Source organism: Bifidobacterium oedipodis (genome assembly GCF_012932425.1).
Classification (GTDB): Bacteria; Actinomycetota; Actinomycetes; order Actinomycetales; family Bifidobacteriaceae; genus Bifidobacterium; species Bifidobacterium oedipodis.
In genome coordinates this window covers 13021-29672 of the sequence record NZ_JAAIII010000002.1, presented here as the reverse complement: position 1 = coordinate 29672, position 16652 = coordinate 13021, and the positions used below count along the sequence as shown (strand labels likewise).

The window sequence follows — 16652 nt, the reverse complement described above, 5'->3', positions numbered from 1 at the left end:
CGGAGTTGTGTTGTGGGTTTATTGGTAGTTCCAGTGGTTGGTGTCGAGTCGCTGCCGATAGTCGTCTTCGAGTTGCCTCAGGCGTATGCGGCCGGGGCCGTTGCCGCCGAGGCGCGTGTATTCACGTCCGGCGTCGAGCTGGTGCTCATGCTGCATGCGGTTGGTGGTGGATTGGAACAGGGATTGGCGGTAGATCTCGAGTTCGAGTCGGCGGATGGTCGGTGAGTCGGCGATGGCCCTTTCCATGTCCCGCCGTTGGTCGAGCCGGCGTAGCAGCCATGAGACAAGAGAGGTGACCGCGCCGCTGCCGATGACTGCGCAGACAATCAGGATGATGGGGTGTGCATTCATGGTGGTCATGGCAATACTTCCATTGCAAAACGAACAACGCAGGTGAATGCCGGCGAGCATACGTTGGGAAAGTCAGACGAGCTGATGAGATGCAGGTTGTATGTTGTCTGAGATTGCGTCTCGTCGAGGAACTCGACTCGCACGTTACCTGTGGATTTGATGGTCGTCACTCTGACACCCACGTGGGTAAGCCCGTCTGCAAAGCTCGTGATGGTCTTCAGCATCGGGACTGCGAACAGACAGGTCGTAACGCTGCTTTCGAAACGGTAGTTCTCTGAGAGCACCGTGATTTCAACCGGACCAGTGATAGTGGATTCATAGTTCATATTCGGCGTAAACGTGATGATGGGATCATAGAAGGATCCACGGCCGCTGTATCCGAGGACTGTCACGGTGTCGAAGGGTGAGGCATACTCACCTATCCGTGAGTACCAGCGTCCTCTGTCTTTCATATAGATGGAGCCATCGGAGAGCACACCGATTCCACCACTGGGTCTAACGATGCCAGCCTTTTTGGCGGTCGCCACCGGCACGTTGCTCACGTCACCAGGGTCGCCCTTCGGGCCAGGATCGCCTTGGACTCCCTGTTTGCCGCGTGGCAGGCCGAGGGCCACGATCATGTCGCCATTGCCGTCTGTGCTTGTGGAGACGGTCGGGGTTGCGGAGTCCAGAGCAGTGGCGGTGATCTGACTGATCTTGGTGCCGCGTGGGATGCTCAAGTTGAGCTTGCGCTGCCAGCCGCTACCGGTCAGTGTTGCACTGGCCTTCTTGGCGGGCGTGAGCGTGGCGACGGTGCCCATGGTGATCGCTGCGGTGTCGATCAGGTTGTGGGCGTCATCGATGATGCCGTGCAACTCCTTGAGTGGATCGGCGAGTTCCGCCGCCTTCGGGTTCAGGCGGGACGGTTCCACAAGCACGGGGATGCTTCGGCTGGCGATGACGTTGCCTTCGGCATCCTCGATGTCCAGACCCAGCACGGTGCGCTCGCCCGCCTGTTGCAGCAGGGCGCGTGGCACAGGCGCGGTGAAGGTGACCTGACGCACGCCGGTCGAGTTGTCCGTGTTCGTCTTCACGGTCATCTTCCTGTACCCTCCGGCGCTCGCCGGATCGGTAGGGTCGCGGTTCCATGTGAGTTGCGCGGACAGTCCGTTGAGGTCATCGACGTCGTTGCCGCCGTCTGTGATGTTGAATTTGAGGATGCGTCCGTTCACGTCGCCCGCGTTGAGGCGGATGGGCGGGGCGTAGTCGTCGGCGAGGTCGAGCGTGGCCTCGATGGTGCGGTACTTCTCAATCTCCATGAACGGTTTTCCTTACTGTTTGACGAATGCGCCGTTCTCGAACACGTAGGTGCCGGACGGGTCGGCCAGGCTGATCCGCTCGCCCAGTGTGACGGCAAGGTTCCCGTGCCTGAGCGTTGTTTCCGTGGCGTTTTGCCGGACTGCCTGGCTGAGGTTGCTGGCGGTGACGTAGGCCTCGTCCCAGTCGTCTTTGCCGAGGGTGACGTCCATGCTGGCCGTATCCCATGCGTTTTGGCGTTGCGATACGGTCTGGGCGGCATCGGCCCATGTGTTCTTGTTGTCCTGCACGAGCCGGCTGGTCTCGCTCCATTCGCCGCTGTTCGCACTCACCGTTTCGGCCGTGGCATCCCACTGCGGTTTGCCTTCGGTCATCGCCGCCGTGGTGCCGTTCCATGCGTCGGCGTGCTGGTTGATGGCGGAGGCCGCCGCATCCCAGTCCGCTTGTCTGGTGGTGACCGTTTCGGCGGTGTTGGCCCAGCCGGTTGCATTGGTGTTGATTGTGGTGGCGGCGTCGTTCCATTGGGTTGCATTGTCCACGACGGTTTGAGCCACCTGGTCCCATTTGCCCGCGTTCTGGCTAATCTGCTGGCTGCTGGTGTTCCATGCGGCCGATTCGGCCACCACCCGTTCCAGGCGCTGCTCGGCGGTCCGGTTGGAAACGGTGAACCGTTCGATGATGTTGCCGATCGTGACGGTCGTCGATGCGGGGTCAAGCAGGTTCTCCTCAAGCTGGAGCACGCGGCCCGCCAGCCGCAGGTCGGGTGTGAAGGTCGTATCCACGAGCAGCACCCTGTCGCCAAGGCCCACGCCTCGCAGGTCGGTGCCCGATTCTGCGAAGGTCTGTACGTCGGCTTCATAGCTGACCGTGGGCATGCAGCGCCGTTGGAGCTCCGCCTTGGTCTCCGCCAGCAGTTGCGCCTTGTCCTCGCAGTCTCCGTTCTCGTAGATGCCTTCGGCGGGATGGATCGTGGTAGTGGTGGCCATGGTGAGGGTCACGTCATCCACATACATGGTGCCGGTGGGGTTCTCGATGTAGATGCGGATCGTGCTGCACTTCTGATGGGTGGTGAACCGCCATGTGGTTCTCGTCCACCCGCCCGTGTTCACGGGGTCTGCGAGCGCGATGTCGCTTGATGGGTACACGTTCACGTTCTGTGTGATGCGCACCTTGGCGGTGGCGTTGGCCGCGCCGTGGGTTCGCATGGTGAGCTGGTATTGGGTGCCGCCTTTGACGGTGATGGGATCGTAGATGGCGCTGCTGGCGCATGTGCTGGCGTCGGTGCCCATGCGCAGCATGACCTTGCCCTCGCATGGGGTGACAGTGCCGTCTTTTTTCACCAAGGCGTCGAGGAACGCGGTCGTGGGGATGAACAGCCAGCCTTCGCCGTAGGTTCGTTCGAAGCCGCCGCCTTTGAGCATGTTGCCGCTGATGCTGGTCTTGGGCGGGCCGGGCAGTCCCCACAGGGCCGTGGCCTGTGGATCCTCCACGTATGGCTTGCCGTTGTTGATGTCCGCGAAGTCGATGCGCCGACCGTATCCGCCTGTTTCCTCACCGTTCCCGTCTGTGGTGGGCAGGCCTTTGCCGTATCCGTAGAGGCGGGTTTTGACGCCTGTGGCGTCCACGGTGCGTGTGATGCCTTTCAGGTTGTGTCCGTACTCGAAGCGGCGCAGGCCTTCGTTTGTCTGGTCGCCTTGGGTTTTGACGAGGTTGACGGCCCGATCCGTGATCTTCATGTGGGACGGATCCATGAGGTAGCTGGCGGTGACCTCCAGCCCGTATTTGGCTGCGATCGATTCGACCGCCTGCAATGCGGAGACGTGGTAGAAGCTCAGGTCGAGCAGGGTGCCGTCATCGTCCACGACGCCGACCGCCCAACGGGTGCCCTCCAGTGCTTTTCGCAGGCATTGCGTGGCGGTGGCGTTGCGGTTCCGTCTGTCCTCGATGAATGTGTCATCAAGCTCTTGGATGCTGCCTTTGCATACGAGGCTGGTGATGATGCGCTGGTTCTCGCGACGGTGTTCCGGGGAGACGACGATGGTCTCCTGCAGCTTGCCGCGCGGATCCGTGAACACGATCCGGTCGCCCTTGCCGATGCCGGTTTCGCCCACGCAGGTCAGTTCGAGGCTGCGGGTGCCGTCCACGCCGCTGGTCCATGTCGCTTCGGTCACGCCTGTAGGTTCTGGTTTGGGCGTATCCCACCGGTCGAAGCATGCGAAACGCACGGGGTTCCTCCCTCCGTTGCTATATGAGCCACTGCGGCGTGTAGGTGATGTATTGCGAATACTTCTTCACGTTGGTTTTCGGTGACAGTGACGCGCTGAATGTGGCGGGGCCGGGCGGCATGCCGGGATAGTCATCGTCGATGGCTATCGGGATCGGCTTGCCCTGCCATGTCGTCTGTCGGTTTTCGCAGTCGAGCAGCAGTTCGTGCGGTTCGTCCCACAGGCCGGCACCTTTGAGCGTGCCGTATGCGCGTACCCGTTGGCCGTTGACGGTAAGCGTGTGCGTGACGCTTTCCGGGGTCACGTCGTCCACCTTCTCGTCGACCAGCTGGTGCAGCACGGGATGTGTGGGGCGGTTGCCCCGGATGCTCGCGTGCATGGTCTTGCCGTCCAATGGCAGGTCGATGCGTTGGGTTGGCCCGTAGGCGCATGGTTCCGCGTCCAGCGTGAGTTCGCAGACGCTCCACCGCAGCAGGCCTGCCGCGTCGTGGTGATCCTCCCATGCGCCCGTTGAGAGCCTGCCGTGGAATTCGCCGAGGTTGGTCAGTCCGCCGATGCGGACGTTTCGGCCATTGGCTCCGCCGACCAGCGTCTTGGCCTCCTCGATCTCCATGGGGTCGCCTGTGGCGGCGATCCGCATGGTGATCTCGCGGCGGCCCAACGCCGGATACCCATACGGATCGTCCAGCGTCATGTCCCAGCCGCCGGAACGGCCCGGAGCCGTTTGGAACATGGTGACGGGTTTGGCGTCGTCGATGCTGATGCCGTCGGCCAGCGTGAACACCGCGTAATCGGACAGTGGTTTGCCGTCGATGCTGATCCGGCTCCTGTCGAGCCGGAGTCCCCGGATCCTATGCGTGTTCGCGAGCATGCTAGTAGCCTCTTGCCTTCCTGTTGCCGAGTGCCTTGTCGATGGCGGGCGCGAGCTGGCCGGCCATCACGCCGGAATCCAGCAGCAGCCGCATGGCGGGCATCGACTGCAACGCCTCGCTCACCGCGTCGATCACATCGTCCTTCGACAGGCCGCGTTCCGTGGAAGGGGTGCCGCCTGCGGCCGGAGTGTCCTTGATGTGTTGGGCTTGCATGGTGTGTTCCATGCCGACTTGGGCGTCGAGGTTGAACATCCGGCTTGCGGTGGCCTGATCGAACGCCTGATAGGCTTCGCCGGCGAGATTGGTCGCGGCCTTGGCCACGAGCGTATCGGTGCGGGTGATGCCGTTGGCGAGTCCCCGGCCGACCATGAGACCCACGGTGTCGCGCATGAGCTTGGACGGGGATGCGATGCCGAAGAAGCTCTTGACCGCGTTCCAGGCGTTCTTCGCCAGTCCGATGATGGCGTCCTTGATCGCGCCTCCCGCGTTCATCAGCCCGTTCTTGATGCCTTGGATGATGTTCCATCCGAGACCTCCCCAGTCCACTTGGGTCAGTCCGTCCCAGATCGCGGCGATGATCCTGGGCAGTGCGGCGATCAGTTCGGGTATGGCCTTGATGATGCCGACGACGAGACGGCCCAGCAGAACCAGACCGGTTTCGATGATCTGCGGCAGGTGCTTGCCGATGCCGTTGACGAATCCGCTAATGATTCGGGGCAGGGCCGCGATGAGTTCGGGCAGTGCGCGAATGATGCCGTCCACGAACTTCAGCAGCAGATCCACGCCTGTTTCGAGGATTTGGGGCAGCATGCGGATGATGCCGTCGGTGAAGCTCGTGATGATACGGGGCAACGCCTCCGTGAGTTGCGGTAGCGCGTTGATGATTCCCTCGACGAATCTGGCGAGCAGGTTGAGTCCTGATTCGATGATTCGGGGCAGGTTGTCCGCCACGCCCTGGACAAGGGTGGTGACCATCCGCATCGCCGCGGGGATCAACGTGGGCAGCGCGTTGGCGATGCCGTCCACCAGCGTGGTCAGCAGCATGGTGGCGACGGCCAATAGTTGGGGCAGGTTCGCGGTGATGCCCTGGATCACGGACGTGAGCAGTTGCAGGCCGGACTGCATGAGCGTCGGCAGCTGTGCCGCCGCCCACGTCTGGAAGCGGCTGATGTATCCGGGCAGGGTGACGGTCAGGAACTCGGTGACCATGGTCGCGAGTTGGCCGCCAAGGCTCGTGTTCAATGCGCCGAGGGCCACGACCAGAGCACCCAGTATGGCTGCGATGCCGAAGTATTTCAGGAAGTTGGCGGGGTTGAAGAAATTCGAGAACAGGGTGCCGATGCCGTTCAATCCGGCCTGTATCGGCGCGGCCAGCGTGGTGCCGAACCCTTGGAACGCGGTGGAGAACGCGCCGGTGACCGGTGCGAGGAATCCTCCCACGCGGCCCGCCAGCGCCTGGAACGGGGCCGTCATCCTCGCGCCGATGCCGCTGATGCCCTGTTGCAAAGGCAGGTAGATTTTGCTGTCGAACAGGCCGACCATTGTGGTGCCGATGTCGCCGAGCCCGGTTCTGGCGCGGTTGGCCATCATGCCGAAGACGCCGCCGAAGTTCGCGTCGATCAGGCCCATCGCATTGCCCCAACGGGTGCCGAGATCCGTGAACAGACCGCCCGCGCCGGAGACGACGCCTCGGATCTTGCCCATGTTGCCCGACACCAGCGAAACCAGCGCTCCGCTGGCATTGCCCGCCGTGGTGAACACGTCGAGGATCTGCGGGCCGAACTGGCCGAGCATCGTGAATCCGCCGAACGCGCCGACCAGCAAGCCGACATGCTTGGCGATGTCTTGGATGGTGATCGAGCTGTCCGCCATGCCGTCGGCGAAGCGTTGGATCCACGGGGTCACGGTCTTGACCGCGTTGGAGAGTTTGGTGCCGAGCCTGTCGGCCAGCGGCTGCAACGCGCCGTTCACCTTGTCGATGGCCGGGGTGAGCACGTTGAACGTGTCGCGGAGCGCGTTCAGAGCCGGTGTCGCCGCCTTCTGACCCACACGGCTCAACGCGGCTCTCACGTTGGCCATAGCGCCGGAGAAGGTTTCGCCGGCCGCCAAAGCGGATCCGCCGAGGTACTTGTCCAACGCGGTGGCGAACGTCTGGAAGTCCACCTTGCCCTTGGACACCATCTCCGACACATCCTGCGTGGAGACGCCCAGCTGGTCGGAGAGAGCCTGCAGCACAGGCACGCCGCGCGAGGTGAGCTGGAGCATATCGTCGCCCTGCAGCTTGCCTCGGGCCATCACCGATGTGAAGATCGCACCCGCATCCGAGAAGCCCATGCCGGCGATCTGCGCCGTGTCTCCCACGGTCTTGAGCACCTGCGTCAGCTGTTCGCCCGGCTTGATACCGCTGGCGACGGCCGCTGCGGCCACGCTTGCGGCCTCGTCCAACCCGTAGGCGGTGCCCTTCACCGCCATGTTCGCGTTCGCCATGATTTCGCCGATGGCCTCGGCGGAATGGCCCAGACCCTTCAGTTTGGCCTGCGCGTTCTCGATGTTCAGGGCGCGGGCGAAACCGCCCTTCGCGGCCAGGGCCGTGATGCCGCCGCCGATGGTGGTGATGGCACCGAGTCCGACCTTGCCGATTTTGCCGAAGCCGGTGATGGCGCTTTTGGTTACGCCGGTGAGCATGCCCGCCAGACGTGTGCCGCCGGTTTTCGCGCCGGCGGTCAGACCGTCGCCGAGTTGGGAGCCCAGCCTGGATCCGGCACCGGCGGCGTCGATTCCCCTGAGCTCCCTGTTGAAGGTGGAACTGAGGTCTTTGAATCGGGGAACGATGTCAACCCATGCCGTGGCGAGCGATGCCATCGTCGTTCCCTCTCTCTTCGGTTATGCTCCGCTAGCCGTTCTCGGCCGGTTCAGGTAGTCGCGCAGGGACTGTTTGTCCATGCCGGCCAGCTCGCCCTTGCGCACCACGCTGCGGCGGTTCGGATCATTGGCGGAGATTCCGGGCGGCTGGATGGGCTTTGGCTTCCCACGGCCTTTCTGACCGTCCTTGGTCTTCGCCCAGACGAGCCATCGCAGCGAGTATTCGATGCTGCGCATCCAGAAGTCGATGGGCTTCCATGCCATCCGCCTGTCCAATGCCGTGGCGAGCGGGGTGCCCGGTTCGCAGTTGGCGGCGATCAGGTAGATGTCATGCCATGACAGCAGTGGGCGTCCCAGCCATCTGAGCCGGACGCCCGCTTTGATTAGTTCGTATTCGAGTTCATCTCTGTGGTTGTCGATGAGCCACAGGACGGCCGCTAGTCTTTTGGGTTCCCGGTCCACGCCTCGATGAAGTCGTTCAGCTGCTGCGGGTGCAGTTTGTCGAGTTCCTTGCGTGCCTCTTCGGGGAACAGGTCGTAGAACGCGTCGATGTCGCCGGCGGTGATGCGCCGCAGGTCGCCCAGGGTCAGCCCGTCGGACGACTTGACCTCGTAGCGGGTCTTGGATCCGGGGAACTGCACTTCGACGGTTTCGGTGCCTTTCGGCTGATAGTCGTTGATGATGATTGCCATGCTCGTGTCTTTCATGCTTCGATGTCGTGTCCGGGGAGAAGGGGTCGCCCATGCCGCCGGATGCGACGGAGGTTTCGGCATGGGTGCGTGGTCTGTTTACTGTTTCGCCGTTTTGCTGGTTCTGGTTCGAGTCGTCGCCTTGGCGGCCTTGGCGAGTGAGGGGACGGTTCCGTCGTCGAACGCCGGGGCGTCCGCCTGCGCCGGCGTGCTGCCGGTTGCGATGTGGGCGATGTACTCGTAGGCGGTGTTGCCCTGCGCGTCGGGTAGCGCGTTGATGGTCGGCGTGTAGGTGATCGGATCGCCGTCGGTGTACTCCACGTCGTCGAGTTCGCCCATCTTGCCCTGCGGTACGACGATGCGCTTGACGCGGTTGTTCGTCATGGCGAACTCGAACACGAGCAGCAGGAGCGGGCCGTCCTTGCCGTTGTGCTTGACCGCGATGGTCTTCTTGTCTCCCTCGCCGGCGACGGTCACGTTGTCCGGGCCGTATACGAGCGAGAGCGTGTCCTCGGTGGTCTCCAGCATGCCGAACTGGAAGCTTTCGGCCCGTGAGGTGACGACGCTCAATACGCGGTCGCCGCCGAACGCGTTGATGTCGCTGGTGTCGGAGTCGATGGTGTTGGTGACGCCGTCCTCGCTCAGGTAACCGCCGTCGCGCAATGTGTCGGCGAGAGGGGTGGTTGCGTCGGTAGGTACGGTGGCTTGGCCGGATACGGCCCACCACATGCCTCCCGCGTATCGTCCGCCCTCGCCGTGCGGTTTGCCGACTGACACGTTCAGGGAATCTGGGGTGCCCATGTGTCTCCTTCCTTGCCGCTGTCAGGCGGCGTCGTATTTGTGGACCGTCAGTTCGACGGTGATCTGGTATCTGGGTGTCGATTCGTCCAGGGGGAAATTGATGGTGCTTTGCACGTCGATGCGGGCGACGTTCGGGAGCTGCCATGCCCGTTCGAGCACGGTTTTGGTCAGGTCGGCGAGCTGCGCCGCCTTGACGCGGGATCCGGCCCAGCATTGGATGGCGAGCATCGGGGTGTCGATGAGCTTGGTTTCGCCGCCGCCCACCCGTTCGATGGTGATGAACCGTTCGGGGTGCTGCGGGGGCGCGTCAAGGCTGACCGGGATCCCGTCAAGTTCGGACTGCTTGGACAGCCATTGCGCCAACTGGGTTTCGGTGTTGGGCATCAGCCGCCGCCCCGCAGTGCCTTCAACAGCGTGTTGTGCTTGGCGTTCGACCGTTTCGTATGCAGATCGGTGGTTTTGACCATGCCGTGCGCACGGGGTTTCGAGCCGGATCCGACGATCGCGTCGCCGACGTATCCCTTGGCGTTGTGCATGCCGTTGGCCGTCGAAGCCACGCGCTTGGCTTGTTGGTCGATTTCGTCGAGCACGCCGGAAGAGGTCAGTACCTCGGTCATGCCCTTGCGATGGGTCTGTATCCTGATGTTCGCCATGTTCAGCCGTCGCTTCTCGTCACCGGGACGGTCATGTTCCATTCGGTCGGAGTCATGCCGCCATCCACGGGCAACGGATCCCCGACCACCTTGTAGGGGTGGCCGCGCACGACGATGGTCTGTCCTCGCAGCGCATCGCCTTTGTAGCCGCGCGGGAAATACAGGTTGGCGTCGATTCGGACGCCGTCCGGCCGGTTGGAGTCGCCGGAGTTCTCACCGTTCGGGGCTCCGACAAGCACGTTGCCCACGGGCTCCGGCTTCGTCTCGTAGACTGGGTTGTTTCCCTCGTCCAGACCGGTCTGCTCTCTTCGCATCACGGTGACGGTCTCGCCCTTCATCGGCTGCCTCCGGCCATGTCCAGATGGAAGGCGTGCGGCACGCCCACGCCCAGACGGGCTTTCTCCGCTCGGGTCAGGTAGAGATCGCCCATCGGGTTGCTGTAGGTGAACGATTCGCTGAAGCTGCCGGCTGTCTGCTGCGCGTTGGTCACGCCGAGATGGTCATCGTCAACGAGCATCTTGCGGATCACCATCGCGCAGACAATCGTCTTGAGTGTGCGTTCGGATGCCTCCGCCCATCGTGGGCAGGTGTCCACGATGATCTGCGTGGCATCCTCCAGCAGCGTGGACGCGGTCTCCCGTTCCGCCGCGCTCAGGGTATGCCATCGTTTCTCGACGTCCCCGTAGGCGGCGAACGGTTCGACCGGTGCCGTCGATGTCACTTGGCGGCCTTCGCGGCGCGGGCCGCGCTGCCGGTCTTGAGCACCGTGAGCGCCTTCGGGTTCAGAATCGCGAAGGAGAACATGGCTTCGGAGCGGTATGCCACCTGATTGGATCCGGCCAGATCCACACCGGTGTTGTCGGGGTCGCCGTAGGGAATCACTTCGGCGGTGATCGGTCGGACGAGTCGCCAGCGGATCGTGGTGAAGTCGCCCATGAAGGCGAGCACGTTCGTGGCGGTGGCCGCGTATTCGCCATCGACCGTGGTGGACGTGGATGCGGGGATGCCGTCGATGGTTCCCGCGTTCAGGCTCAACGGGATCTCGGGGAACTGGCGTGCGCCGGTCGCGCTGACGCGCAGCTTGCGCAGCGTGTTGGCGAACACGCGGGACAGGGCGATGCCGTTGATGTTGACCTTCAGGAGCTGGTCGGTCATCAGATCGAGGTTGGAGAGCGCGTCAGCCCCGGCGGTCACCTGTGTGGCCTCGCCGGACAACGCGGTGTAGCCGGCAAGGGCCTCGCCGGATGCGGGGTTCACGGCGTGGTAGACGACGTAGTCCAGCGCTTCGCCCAACGCCGCCGCCTGGTCGGCTTGGATCGCGTCGAGGATCTTCAGCTGGTCGTCCTCGTCCGCCCACTGGAGCTGCTTGCTGACGCGGGTGGTGCACTGGACGGTGAACCGCTTGCCTTCCTTGGGTGTGATGGGCTGTTCGTAGCCGCCCTTCTTCGCGCCCTCGGCCACGACCTCGGCCCTCGCCTTGCCGTTGAACACGTTGTACTTGTCATCCAGGAAGCCAAGCTTGTCGGCCGGGCTGAGCGTGGCGATGGTGCTGGTGTCGTGCGCCTTGTCCACGACGGCGAGGGATACGTCGGTGGGCAGGGTCACCTGATTGGTTTGCAATGCTGCCATAGTGGTGTTGTCTTCCTTCCATGGGGGTCAGTTGGTGCCGAACAGCTGCTTGAGCAGCAGCGTGTTCGGGTTGTCGTTGCGGGATTTCGTCTTCGGGGTGCCGGAGGGGTTGGGGACGGTCGGGGCGGTGGGCCTGCCGATCGTGGACAGGTAGGATTTCAGGGCTTCGGCGTGCGCGTTGATCTCCTCTTCGCTGTCGCCTCGAATCAGATCGGCCGGGATGCCGGTCGCCTTGGCGGCTGTGTTCCTCCAATCGAGCCGCTGCTGTGCGGTCTTCATGTCGGCGAGCGCCTTCTCGGCGGTTTCGGCGCGTTCGGTGAGCTTGCCCACCGCTTCGCCGCTGGTTTTCGCCTTGGTCTCCCACTCGTGGGAGGTGTTCACCGCGTCGTGGTATTTGGCCTCCCAATCGACCTGTTCGCTGTTCTCGTTTGCTTCGGGATCCGGCGGCTGTGCGCCGCCTCCTTCAACGGGCGGCGCGTCCACCGTTCGGATGCGCCTGGGGTACCGTGGCTGCCACGGTCTGAACATGGTTTCATCTCCAATCAGCCCGTCAGGGCATAGAAAAAGCCCCTATGAAGGGGCTTGGTGTCGATCGTTTTGTGGGTCAGCGGAGGTTTCCGTCCGCCTTTCTGAAGAATTCGGGGTGCTGGCGGCGCATGATCGCCGCGAGACTGTTGAGGTTGTTGGGATTGCCCGGCTCGTAGGTGTGGGTTCGCCGTTTGCCGTTCCTCTGCGTGATGGTCACCGTGTACGGCGATACATTGCCGGCCGCCTCCAGCAGCAGCGGATTCACATGCCGGTTCTCCAGGACGTCGCGGGCCTGACGGTACATCCGCTCGTAGGAATCGGGGTCGTAGCCCTCGATATGGTTCGAGCCCTTGCCCCATTCGGGCACAATCTCGCAATCGCAGTCGTCGTGGAAGTCATGGTCGGCTCCGGCGGTTTCCGCGCTGGCATAGACGTAGCCGCGCCCCGCCAGCATGAGGCAGAACGGGCAGGTGCGCTCGCCGGATGGCACACGGGCATAGCCAGGTTTGCGCGGATCGCGTTGGGCGTTGGCTTGTATGGTCAGCCTTCCGGGATCCTTCACGTTGCGGTCGAGGAACTTGTTCGCCCACCTGAGAAACTTATCGGGATCCGCCGGCGTGCCATCGGGCTTGTCGAACAGTAGCCCCGCATTCGCGCGGATGATGCCGCGAGCCGTTTCGTCATCGAACCCGTTGACTGGCTGCGCCTCGAAATCGCCGTCGAACCACCGTTGCCACAGTTCGTCGTACCATTGCGCGGCGGCGACGGAACCGACGTCGCCGTATTTGCGGCACAGCGCCGGCAGCAGGTCGAGCAGGATGTCACGCTGCCGGGCCGGCGGCAGTCCCTCCAGTTCCATCCACAGACGCCCCAGTTCCCGCCGGGCCAGTTGCACCGCTTGGGATTGCGCCTTGCCCAGTCGGGCCACGTCCGCCCGCGTCACCATCGCCATCAGCGCCTCCGCTCTTGGTCAGCATGTCCAGCACGCTTCGCGCCTGGTCGCGCGTGGCCTCGCTTCGCAGTGATGCGATCTCGTCGTTGGTGAGCCCCAAACGGCGCAGGCCGACGACGCTGTTCGCATAGGACTCGTTCACGCCGCTGATCTTCACATAGGCGTCGGCGCGGGCCGCGTCGGAGATCTCACGGGTCGGCATCCACACCGGCCTGGCAGTCTTCAGATCGGCTGGCGGCTCGTTCAACCCGTCGCGCAGGCACACGGTCATGCGCAACAGCCGCTCCAGCTGCAAACCGAACAGGCGGTTCTGCCTATCAGCCTCGCGGGTGAGCTTGCGTTCGGCCGCCGCCATCGCCTCGGCCGACGTGGGGTTATCGAGCGTGATGCCCAGATTGTCGGCCGGAAGGTTCGTCTCCGAAGCCACCACCAGCGCGATGGTCCTCAGCATGTCGCTGTGCGGCTGCATGGAAGCCTGGCTGATCTGGTGCAGCTCCGGGTTCCGCCCGTCGATGTCGCCGTCGATCGCGTTGATCGCCGACACCAGCGAGGACCACGTGTCCTGGTTGAACGCGTCCTCAGGCGCTCCAAGAAACCACAGTTTGGGAACGCTGTAAAACTCGGCGCTCGCCTCCATGCGCACCAACGTCCTGAATCCCATATCGGTCAGCGACATCAACGGCCGCGTGATGCGGGCGCGTCCCAGAGGGCGCGACAATTGGGGGTCGCTGACGAACGGCACCGCCGTGGGTTCCGGCCAGTTCGTCACGATCAGCCTGGCCTGCCAGCGGCCACGGTCGTTGCGTGCGACGGCATACACCTTGTTCGGCAGGAACACGTTGAACGCGGTGATGCGCCCTCGGCTGGTCGCGTCGTTGATGGTCAGCACGGCGGCGAGCCTGTTGTGCCGGCCATCCCAGATCGCGGCGCTGTATTCGGCGCTGCGCGGCGTGACGATGATGCCCTCGTCGTCCTTCGTGACGGTCAGGAACGCGCATCCGTGCATGTACGCGGAAACGATGGTCTGCGGTATCGCCAGCTCCAACGAGGTCTCGTCGGTCAGCTCGCCGACTCCATGCGGGTCGGCCCCGCCCAGATCCCATCCGTCGAACACGCTCAGGTCGGCGAGCGTCCTGACGGACTTGGCGGGCCATCCAACGCACGCGCTCACGTTCGCGCGGATCCTGTCGGGGATGCTGATGCCGAAGTCCTTGAACCGGTAACGGGCGAAGTAGTAGCCGCTGCGGATCAGATTGTAGGGGTAGCGGTCTCGCCATACCTTGCACAGGGCACGAATCATCGGCATGTCCTCGGAGTCGACGCCGTCGATGCCGGTCGCGCCGAGGCTGTTCACATCCAACGGCCGTCTGACCGCCGCGCTCCAGATGCCCTCGTCCGTCATATCCGAATCCCTTCTAATGCATGACGTGCTGTCGCCTGTTCGGGTTGCGCCGCGTCATCCAGGCTCCCTGCAAAGCCATCGTGCAGGCCACCAGCGGTGAGATGTCGATGTCCGACCCGGTTTTATTCCAGCCGAACGCCCCGCTTTTGCCGATTGGCCTCGTGGTCACATTCGCCACGGCCACGGCCAGTTGCGGCTGGTCCTCATCGGGCAGGTGGTGCAGGGTGCCGGCGGTCAGCATGTCCAATACGCGGCCGCAGGCCTGGCCCATGCCGTTGGTGGTGTTCACCATGACCCTCACGCCCCGCGACTTCAAATCGGGCAGTAGCACCATCGCGGGGCTTTGCGCGTCGATGACCACGGCGGCGGTCCTCGGCCAGCGTTCCGCGATCCAATCGGCCGCCCATGCGGTGCCGTATCGTTTCGTGTCACGGTATTCGGCCAGTTCGATGTGGGCGCTGCGGTCTGGGTATTTCATGCAAGCGCCGATGGCGAGTGCATTGCGATCCGGGGACATGTCGATGCCGAATGACGTGACGCCGCCGTCCGCTCGCACGGGCACAGCGCCGTTCGCCCACAGTTGCGGGTCGATGGCGGTGGAGACGGTGGTCTCGTCCCATATGCCCAGACCTTCGCGCCGGAACGAGTCTTCCCCGAGGTTCTTTTTCATGCGCAGGATGGCCGCCTCACCGGTGCGATGCGGGTACGAGGGATTCGCTACCGCCCACTGTCTGCGGTCATCGCCGTCTGCATCCCTGTCGGCGCTGAACTCCACGTACAGCATGTCAGCGCTGTCGCCCTTCAAGGCCTCGCTGCGGCGCGTGGAGAATACCTCGGACGGATCCGACGGCTTGGGCGGCGTGCCCATGTAGATGATCAGCGGGTTACGCGCCGCGTTCGTCGCAGGGATCATATCGTCCAATGCGCGTTCGGTGAGGATCTGCGCCTCGTCGAACACCTCCACGTCCACGCTGTCGAATCCACGGCCAAAACCGTTCTCGCGGGCACCGAACATGACGCGGGAACCATTGATGAACACGATCTCCTGCTGACCGTTCGCCCGACGCGGCTCGCCATCGACGAACCGGCTGATGGCCTTTTGCTGCACGAGTGCGCACATGAACTTGAACGTCTCATCGCTCGTGCGCGTCCTATGAGCCGTCCAGAGCACCTTCAGTGGGTAGTCGTTCAGGATGCACAGCATGACGATCATCGTGCCGATCAGAAACGTCTTGCCCACCTGACGACAAATGCTGATGACCACGCCGCCGATACCGGCCGCATACACGCCATCGGAGGTCTTGCCGAGAATGCAACGGCCCAGCAGCCTCTGCCAGCCGTCATACTCGATGCCGCACAGTTTCGCCTGCGCCTCGACCTTCGGCCAGCCAGTCGTCACTATGCCTTCGGGCAGAACGACATGCCGGGCAACGTCGGAGAGCTTGCGCCGGTCGGGCCGTATCTCAGATCTCGCTCGGGTCGAACGGTTCATCCTCCACCTCCGTCGCGGTCGGCGCACGAGCCCCGCCGTTCTCGGATTCAAGCCGTTCCAGTTCCCGACAAACCTCCAGCATGCGGCGACTCAAAGACGCAAGATCCCTGGGAGGGGTGTCTGGATCGAACACGGCAGTCTGCAAACGTGTCAACGTCTTACGCAGCATTGCCTCGTAATTGAACGGATCCGTTTTCCTTGCCGTTCGCCGTGATTCGTCTGCGGCCATAAGACACCTGTTTTCTTGCTGTGGAAAAATAAAAGGGAGAGATTTGGCCAATACTCCGGGGTAGCCGAAGTCCTGGCCGGGAGGATACCGTCCCCAGAGCGGCTTCACCAGCCTGAAGTCTTGAACGGTACGGCTGTGGACTTGAGCGCCGGAGCGCCTTTGGCCTTCTGTCTTGCCCATGCAAGGCTCTTGTCGCTTTTGAGCTGGTTACAGCAGCGATGCACCTTCTGAAGGTTGCGCAGATTCGTCGCGCTTCCGCCGCGACTTACAGGAATGATCTCGTCGACTTCGGCACTCATAGGGTCAGGCCATGGAATCGAATCGTCGATTGGCCTGTCGCAGATACCGCATGGCACCTGTTGTGTGAGCACGCGTTGTCTGGCGAGGTTGCGTGCTTGTCTGTTGATTCGTCGTGGATCTCTGTAGTTCCTGCCGTGGGGCATGCTCATTAGCCTGTATGTGGAGGGTGCCGTGATGCCGACTGGCTCAAGCTGGTGCGGATATGAGTGAGGCTTGGCGGGCTTCACGGCACCCCGGAATGAATAGGCCCCGCCGGTGAAAGGAGTAAAGGCCGACGGGGCGGAGGAGAAGTTTTTTTTAAGGTTGCCTCGGTGCTCCTTGCATTGAACGGCAACACTATCATTTTCCATGCGTTGCAATCCCGGCGCAAG

General features: G+C 63.2%; 19 protein-coding genes. All 19 read right to left on the bottom strand.

All coding sequences use genetic code 11. The annotated features are described in order from the left end of the window. Positions 1–18: 18 nt before the first annotated feature. Positions 19–360 carry a hypothetical protein gene (locus G1C95_RS03395; protein WP_169171563.1) on the bottom strand — a complete coding sequence of 114 codons (342 nt, stop codon included), beginning with the start codon at positions 358–360 and terminating at the stop codon, positions 19–21. After that, positions 357–1649, bottom strand: a complete 1293-nt coding sequence (locus G1C95_RS03390; RefSeq protein ID WP_169171562.1) for a hypothetical protein — start codon at positions 1647–1649, stop codon at positions 357–359. Before G1C95_RS03390 ends, G1C95_RS03395 begins: the two co-directional genes overlap by 4 nt. Positions 1650–1661: 12 nt before the next feature. Continuing rightward, the gene (locus G1C95_RS03385; RefSeq protein WP_169171561.1) at positions 1662–3872 is read right to left on the bottom strand and encodes a phage tail spike protein; all 2211 of its coding nucleotides are present in this window, start codon (positions 3870–3872) and stop codon (positions 1662–1664) included. A 19-nt stretch (positions 3873–3891) separates the two neighbouring features. Continuing rightward, positions 3892–4656: a hypothetical protein gene (locus G1C95_RS03380; RefSeq protein ID WP_205832693.1), complete on the bottom strand. Its 765-nt coding sequence runs from the start codon at positions 4654–4656 to the stop codon at positions 3892–3894. Positions 4657–4744: 88 nt separating this feature from the next. Next, the gene (locus G1C95_RS03375) at positions 4745–7606 is read right to left on the bottom strand and encodes a phage tail protein (RefSeq protein WP_169171559.1); all 2862 of its coding nucleotides are present in this window, start codon (positions 7604–7606) and stop codon (positions 4745–4747) included. Between the two features lie 21 nt (positions 7607–7627). Then, positions 7628–8068 carry a DUF5361 domain-containing protein gene (locus tag G1C95_RS12695; protein WP_205832692.1) on the bottom strand — a complete coding sequence of 147 codons (441 nt, stop codon included), beginning with the start codon at positions 8066–8068 and terminating at the stop codon, positions 7628–7630. After that, complete coding sequence (locus G1C95_RS03365) at positions 8044–8298, bottom strand: hypothetical protein (RefSeq protein ID WP_169171557.1); 255 nt, start codon at positions 8296–8298, stop codon at positions 8044–8046. Before G1C95_RS03365 ends, G1C95_RS12695 begins: the two co-directional genes overlap by 25 nt. Before the next feature lie 96 nt (positions 8299–8394). Beyond that, entirely contained in the window at positions 8395–9096 is a 702-nt protein-coding gene (locus G1C95_RS03360) for a phage tail tube protein (RefSeq protein WP_169171556.1), read from the bottom strand. A gap of 21 nt (positions 9097–9117) precedes the next feature. Next, the gene (locus G1C95_RS03355) at positions 9118–9480 is read right to left on the bottom strand and encodes a hypothetical protein (protein WP_169171555.1); all 363 of its coding nucleotides are present in this window, start codon (positions 9478–9480) and stop codon (positions 9118–9120) included. Next, on the bottom strand, positions 9480–9749 hold the full coding sequence (locus G1C95_RS03350; RefSeq protein ID WP_169171554.1) for a hypothetical protein: 270 nt from the start codon (positions 9747–9749) through the stop codon (positions 9480–9482). The genes G1C95_RS03355 and G1C95_RS03350 overlap by 1 nt, the downstream gene beginning before the upstream one ends. 2 nt (positions 9750–9751) lie before the next feature. Further along, positions 9752–10063, bottom strand: coding sequence for a hypothetical protein (locus G1C95_RS03345; protein ID WP_240947425.1), 312 nt, complete (start codon positions 10061–10063; stop codon positions 9752–9754). A gap of 20 nt (positions 10064–10083) precedes the next feature. Further along, on the bottom strand, positions 10084–10470 hold the full coding sequence (locus G1C95_RS03340) for a Gp19/Gp15/Gp42 family protein (protein ID WP_169171552.1): 387 nt from the start codon (positions 10468–10470) through the stop codon (positions 10084–10086). After that, a complete protein-coding gene (locus tag G1C95_RS03335) occupies positions 10467–11378 on the bottom strand; it encodes a phage major capsid family protein (RefSeq protein WP_169171551.1) in 912 nt (303 codons plus the stop codon). The genes G1C95_RS03340 and G1C95_RS03335 overlap by 4 nt, the downstream gene beginning before the upstream one ends. 27 nt (positions 11379–11405) lie before the next feature. Next, positions 11406–11906 (bottom strand): hypothetical protein, encoded by a 501-nt coding sequence (locus G1C95_RS03330; protein WP_169171550.1) that lies wholly within the window; start codon positions 11904–11906, stop codon positions 11406–11408. Between the two features lie 76 nt (positions 11907–11982). Next, positions 11983–12801, bottom strand: a complete 819-nt coding sequence (locus G1C95_RS03325; RefSeq protein ID WP_470287740.1) for a VG15 protein — start codon at positions 12799–12801, stop codon at positions 11983–11985. Further along, entirely contained in the window at positions 12728–14260 is a 1533-nt protein-coding gene (locus G1C95_RS03320; protein WP_169171548.1) for a phage portal protein, read from the bottom strand. The genes G1C95_RS03325 and G1C95_RS03320 overlap by 74 nt, the downstream gene beginning before the upstream one ends. A 13-nt stretch (positions 14261–14273) precedes the next feature. Further along, positions 14274–15752: a terminase gene (locus G1C95_RS03315; RefSeq protein ID WP_169171547.1), complete on the bottom strand. Its 1479-nt coding sequence runs from the start codon at positions 15750–15752 to the stop codon at positions 14274–14276. After that, positions 15724–15981 carry a hypothetical protein gene (locus G1C95_RS03310; RefSeq protein WP_169171546.1) on the bottom strand — a complete coding sequence of 86 codons (258 nt, stop codon included), beginning with the start codon at positions 15979–15981 and terminating at the stop codon, positions 15724–15726. The genes G1C95_RS03315 and G1C95_RS03310 overlap by 29 nt, the downstream gene beginning before the upstream one ends. A 104-nt stretch (positions 15982–16085) precedes the next feature. Beyond that, positions 16086–16424 carry an HNH endonuclease signature motif containing protein gene (locus G1C95_RS12620; RefSeq protein WP_169171832.1) on the bottom strand — a complete coding sequence of 113 codons (339 nt, stop codon included), beginning with the start codon at positions 16422–16424 and terminating at the stop codon, positions 16086–16088. Positions 16425–16652: the final 228 nt, after the last annotated feature.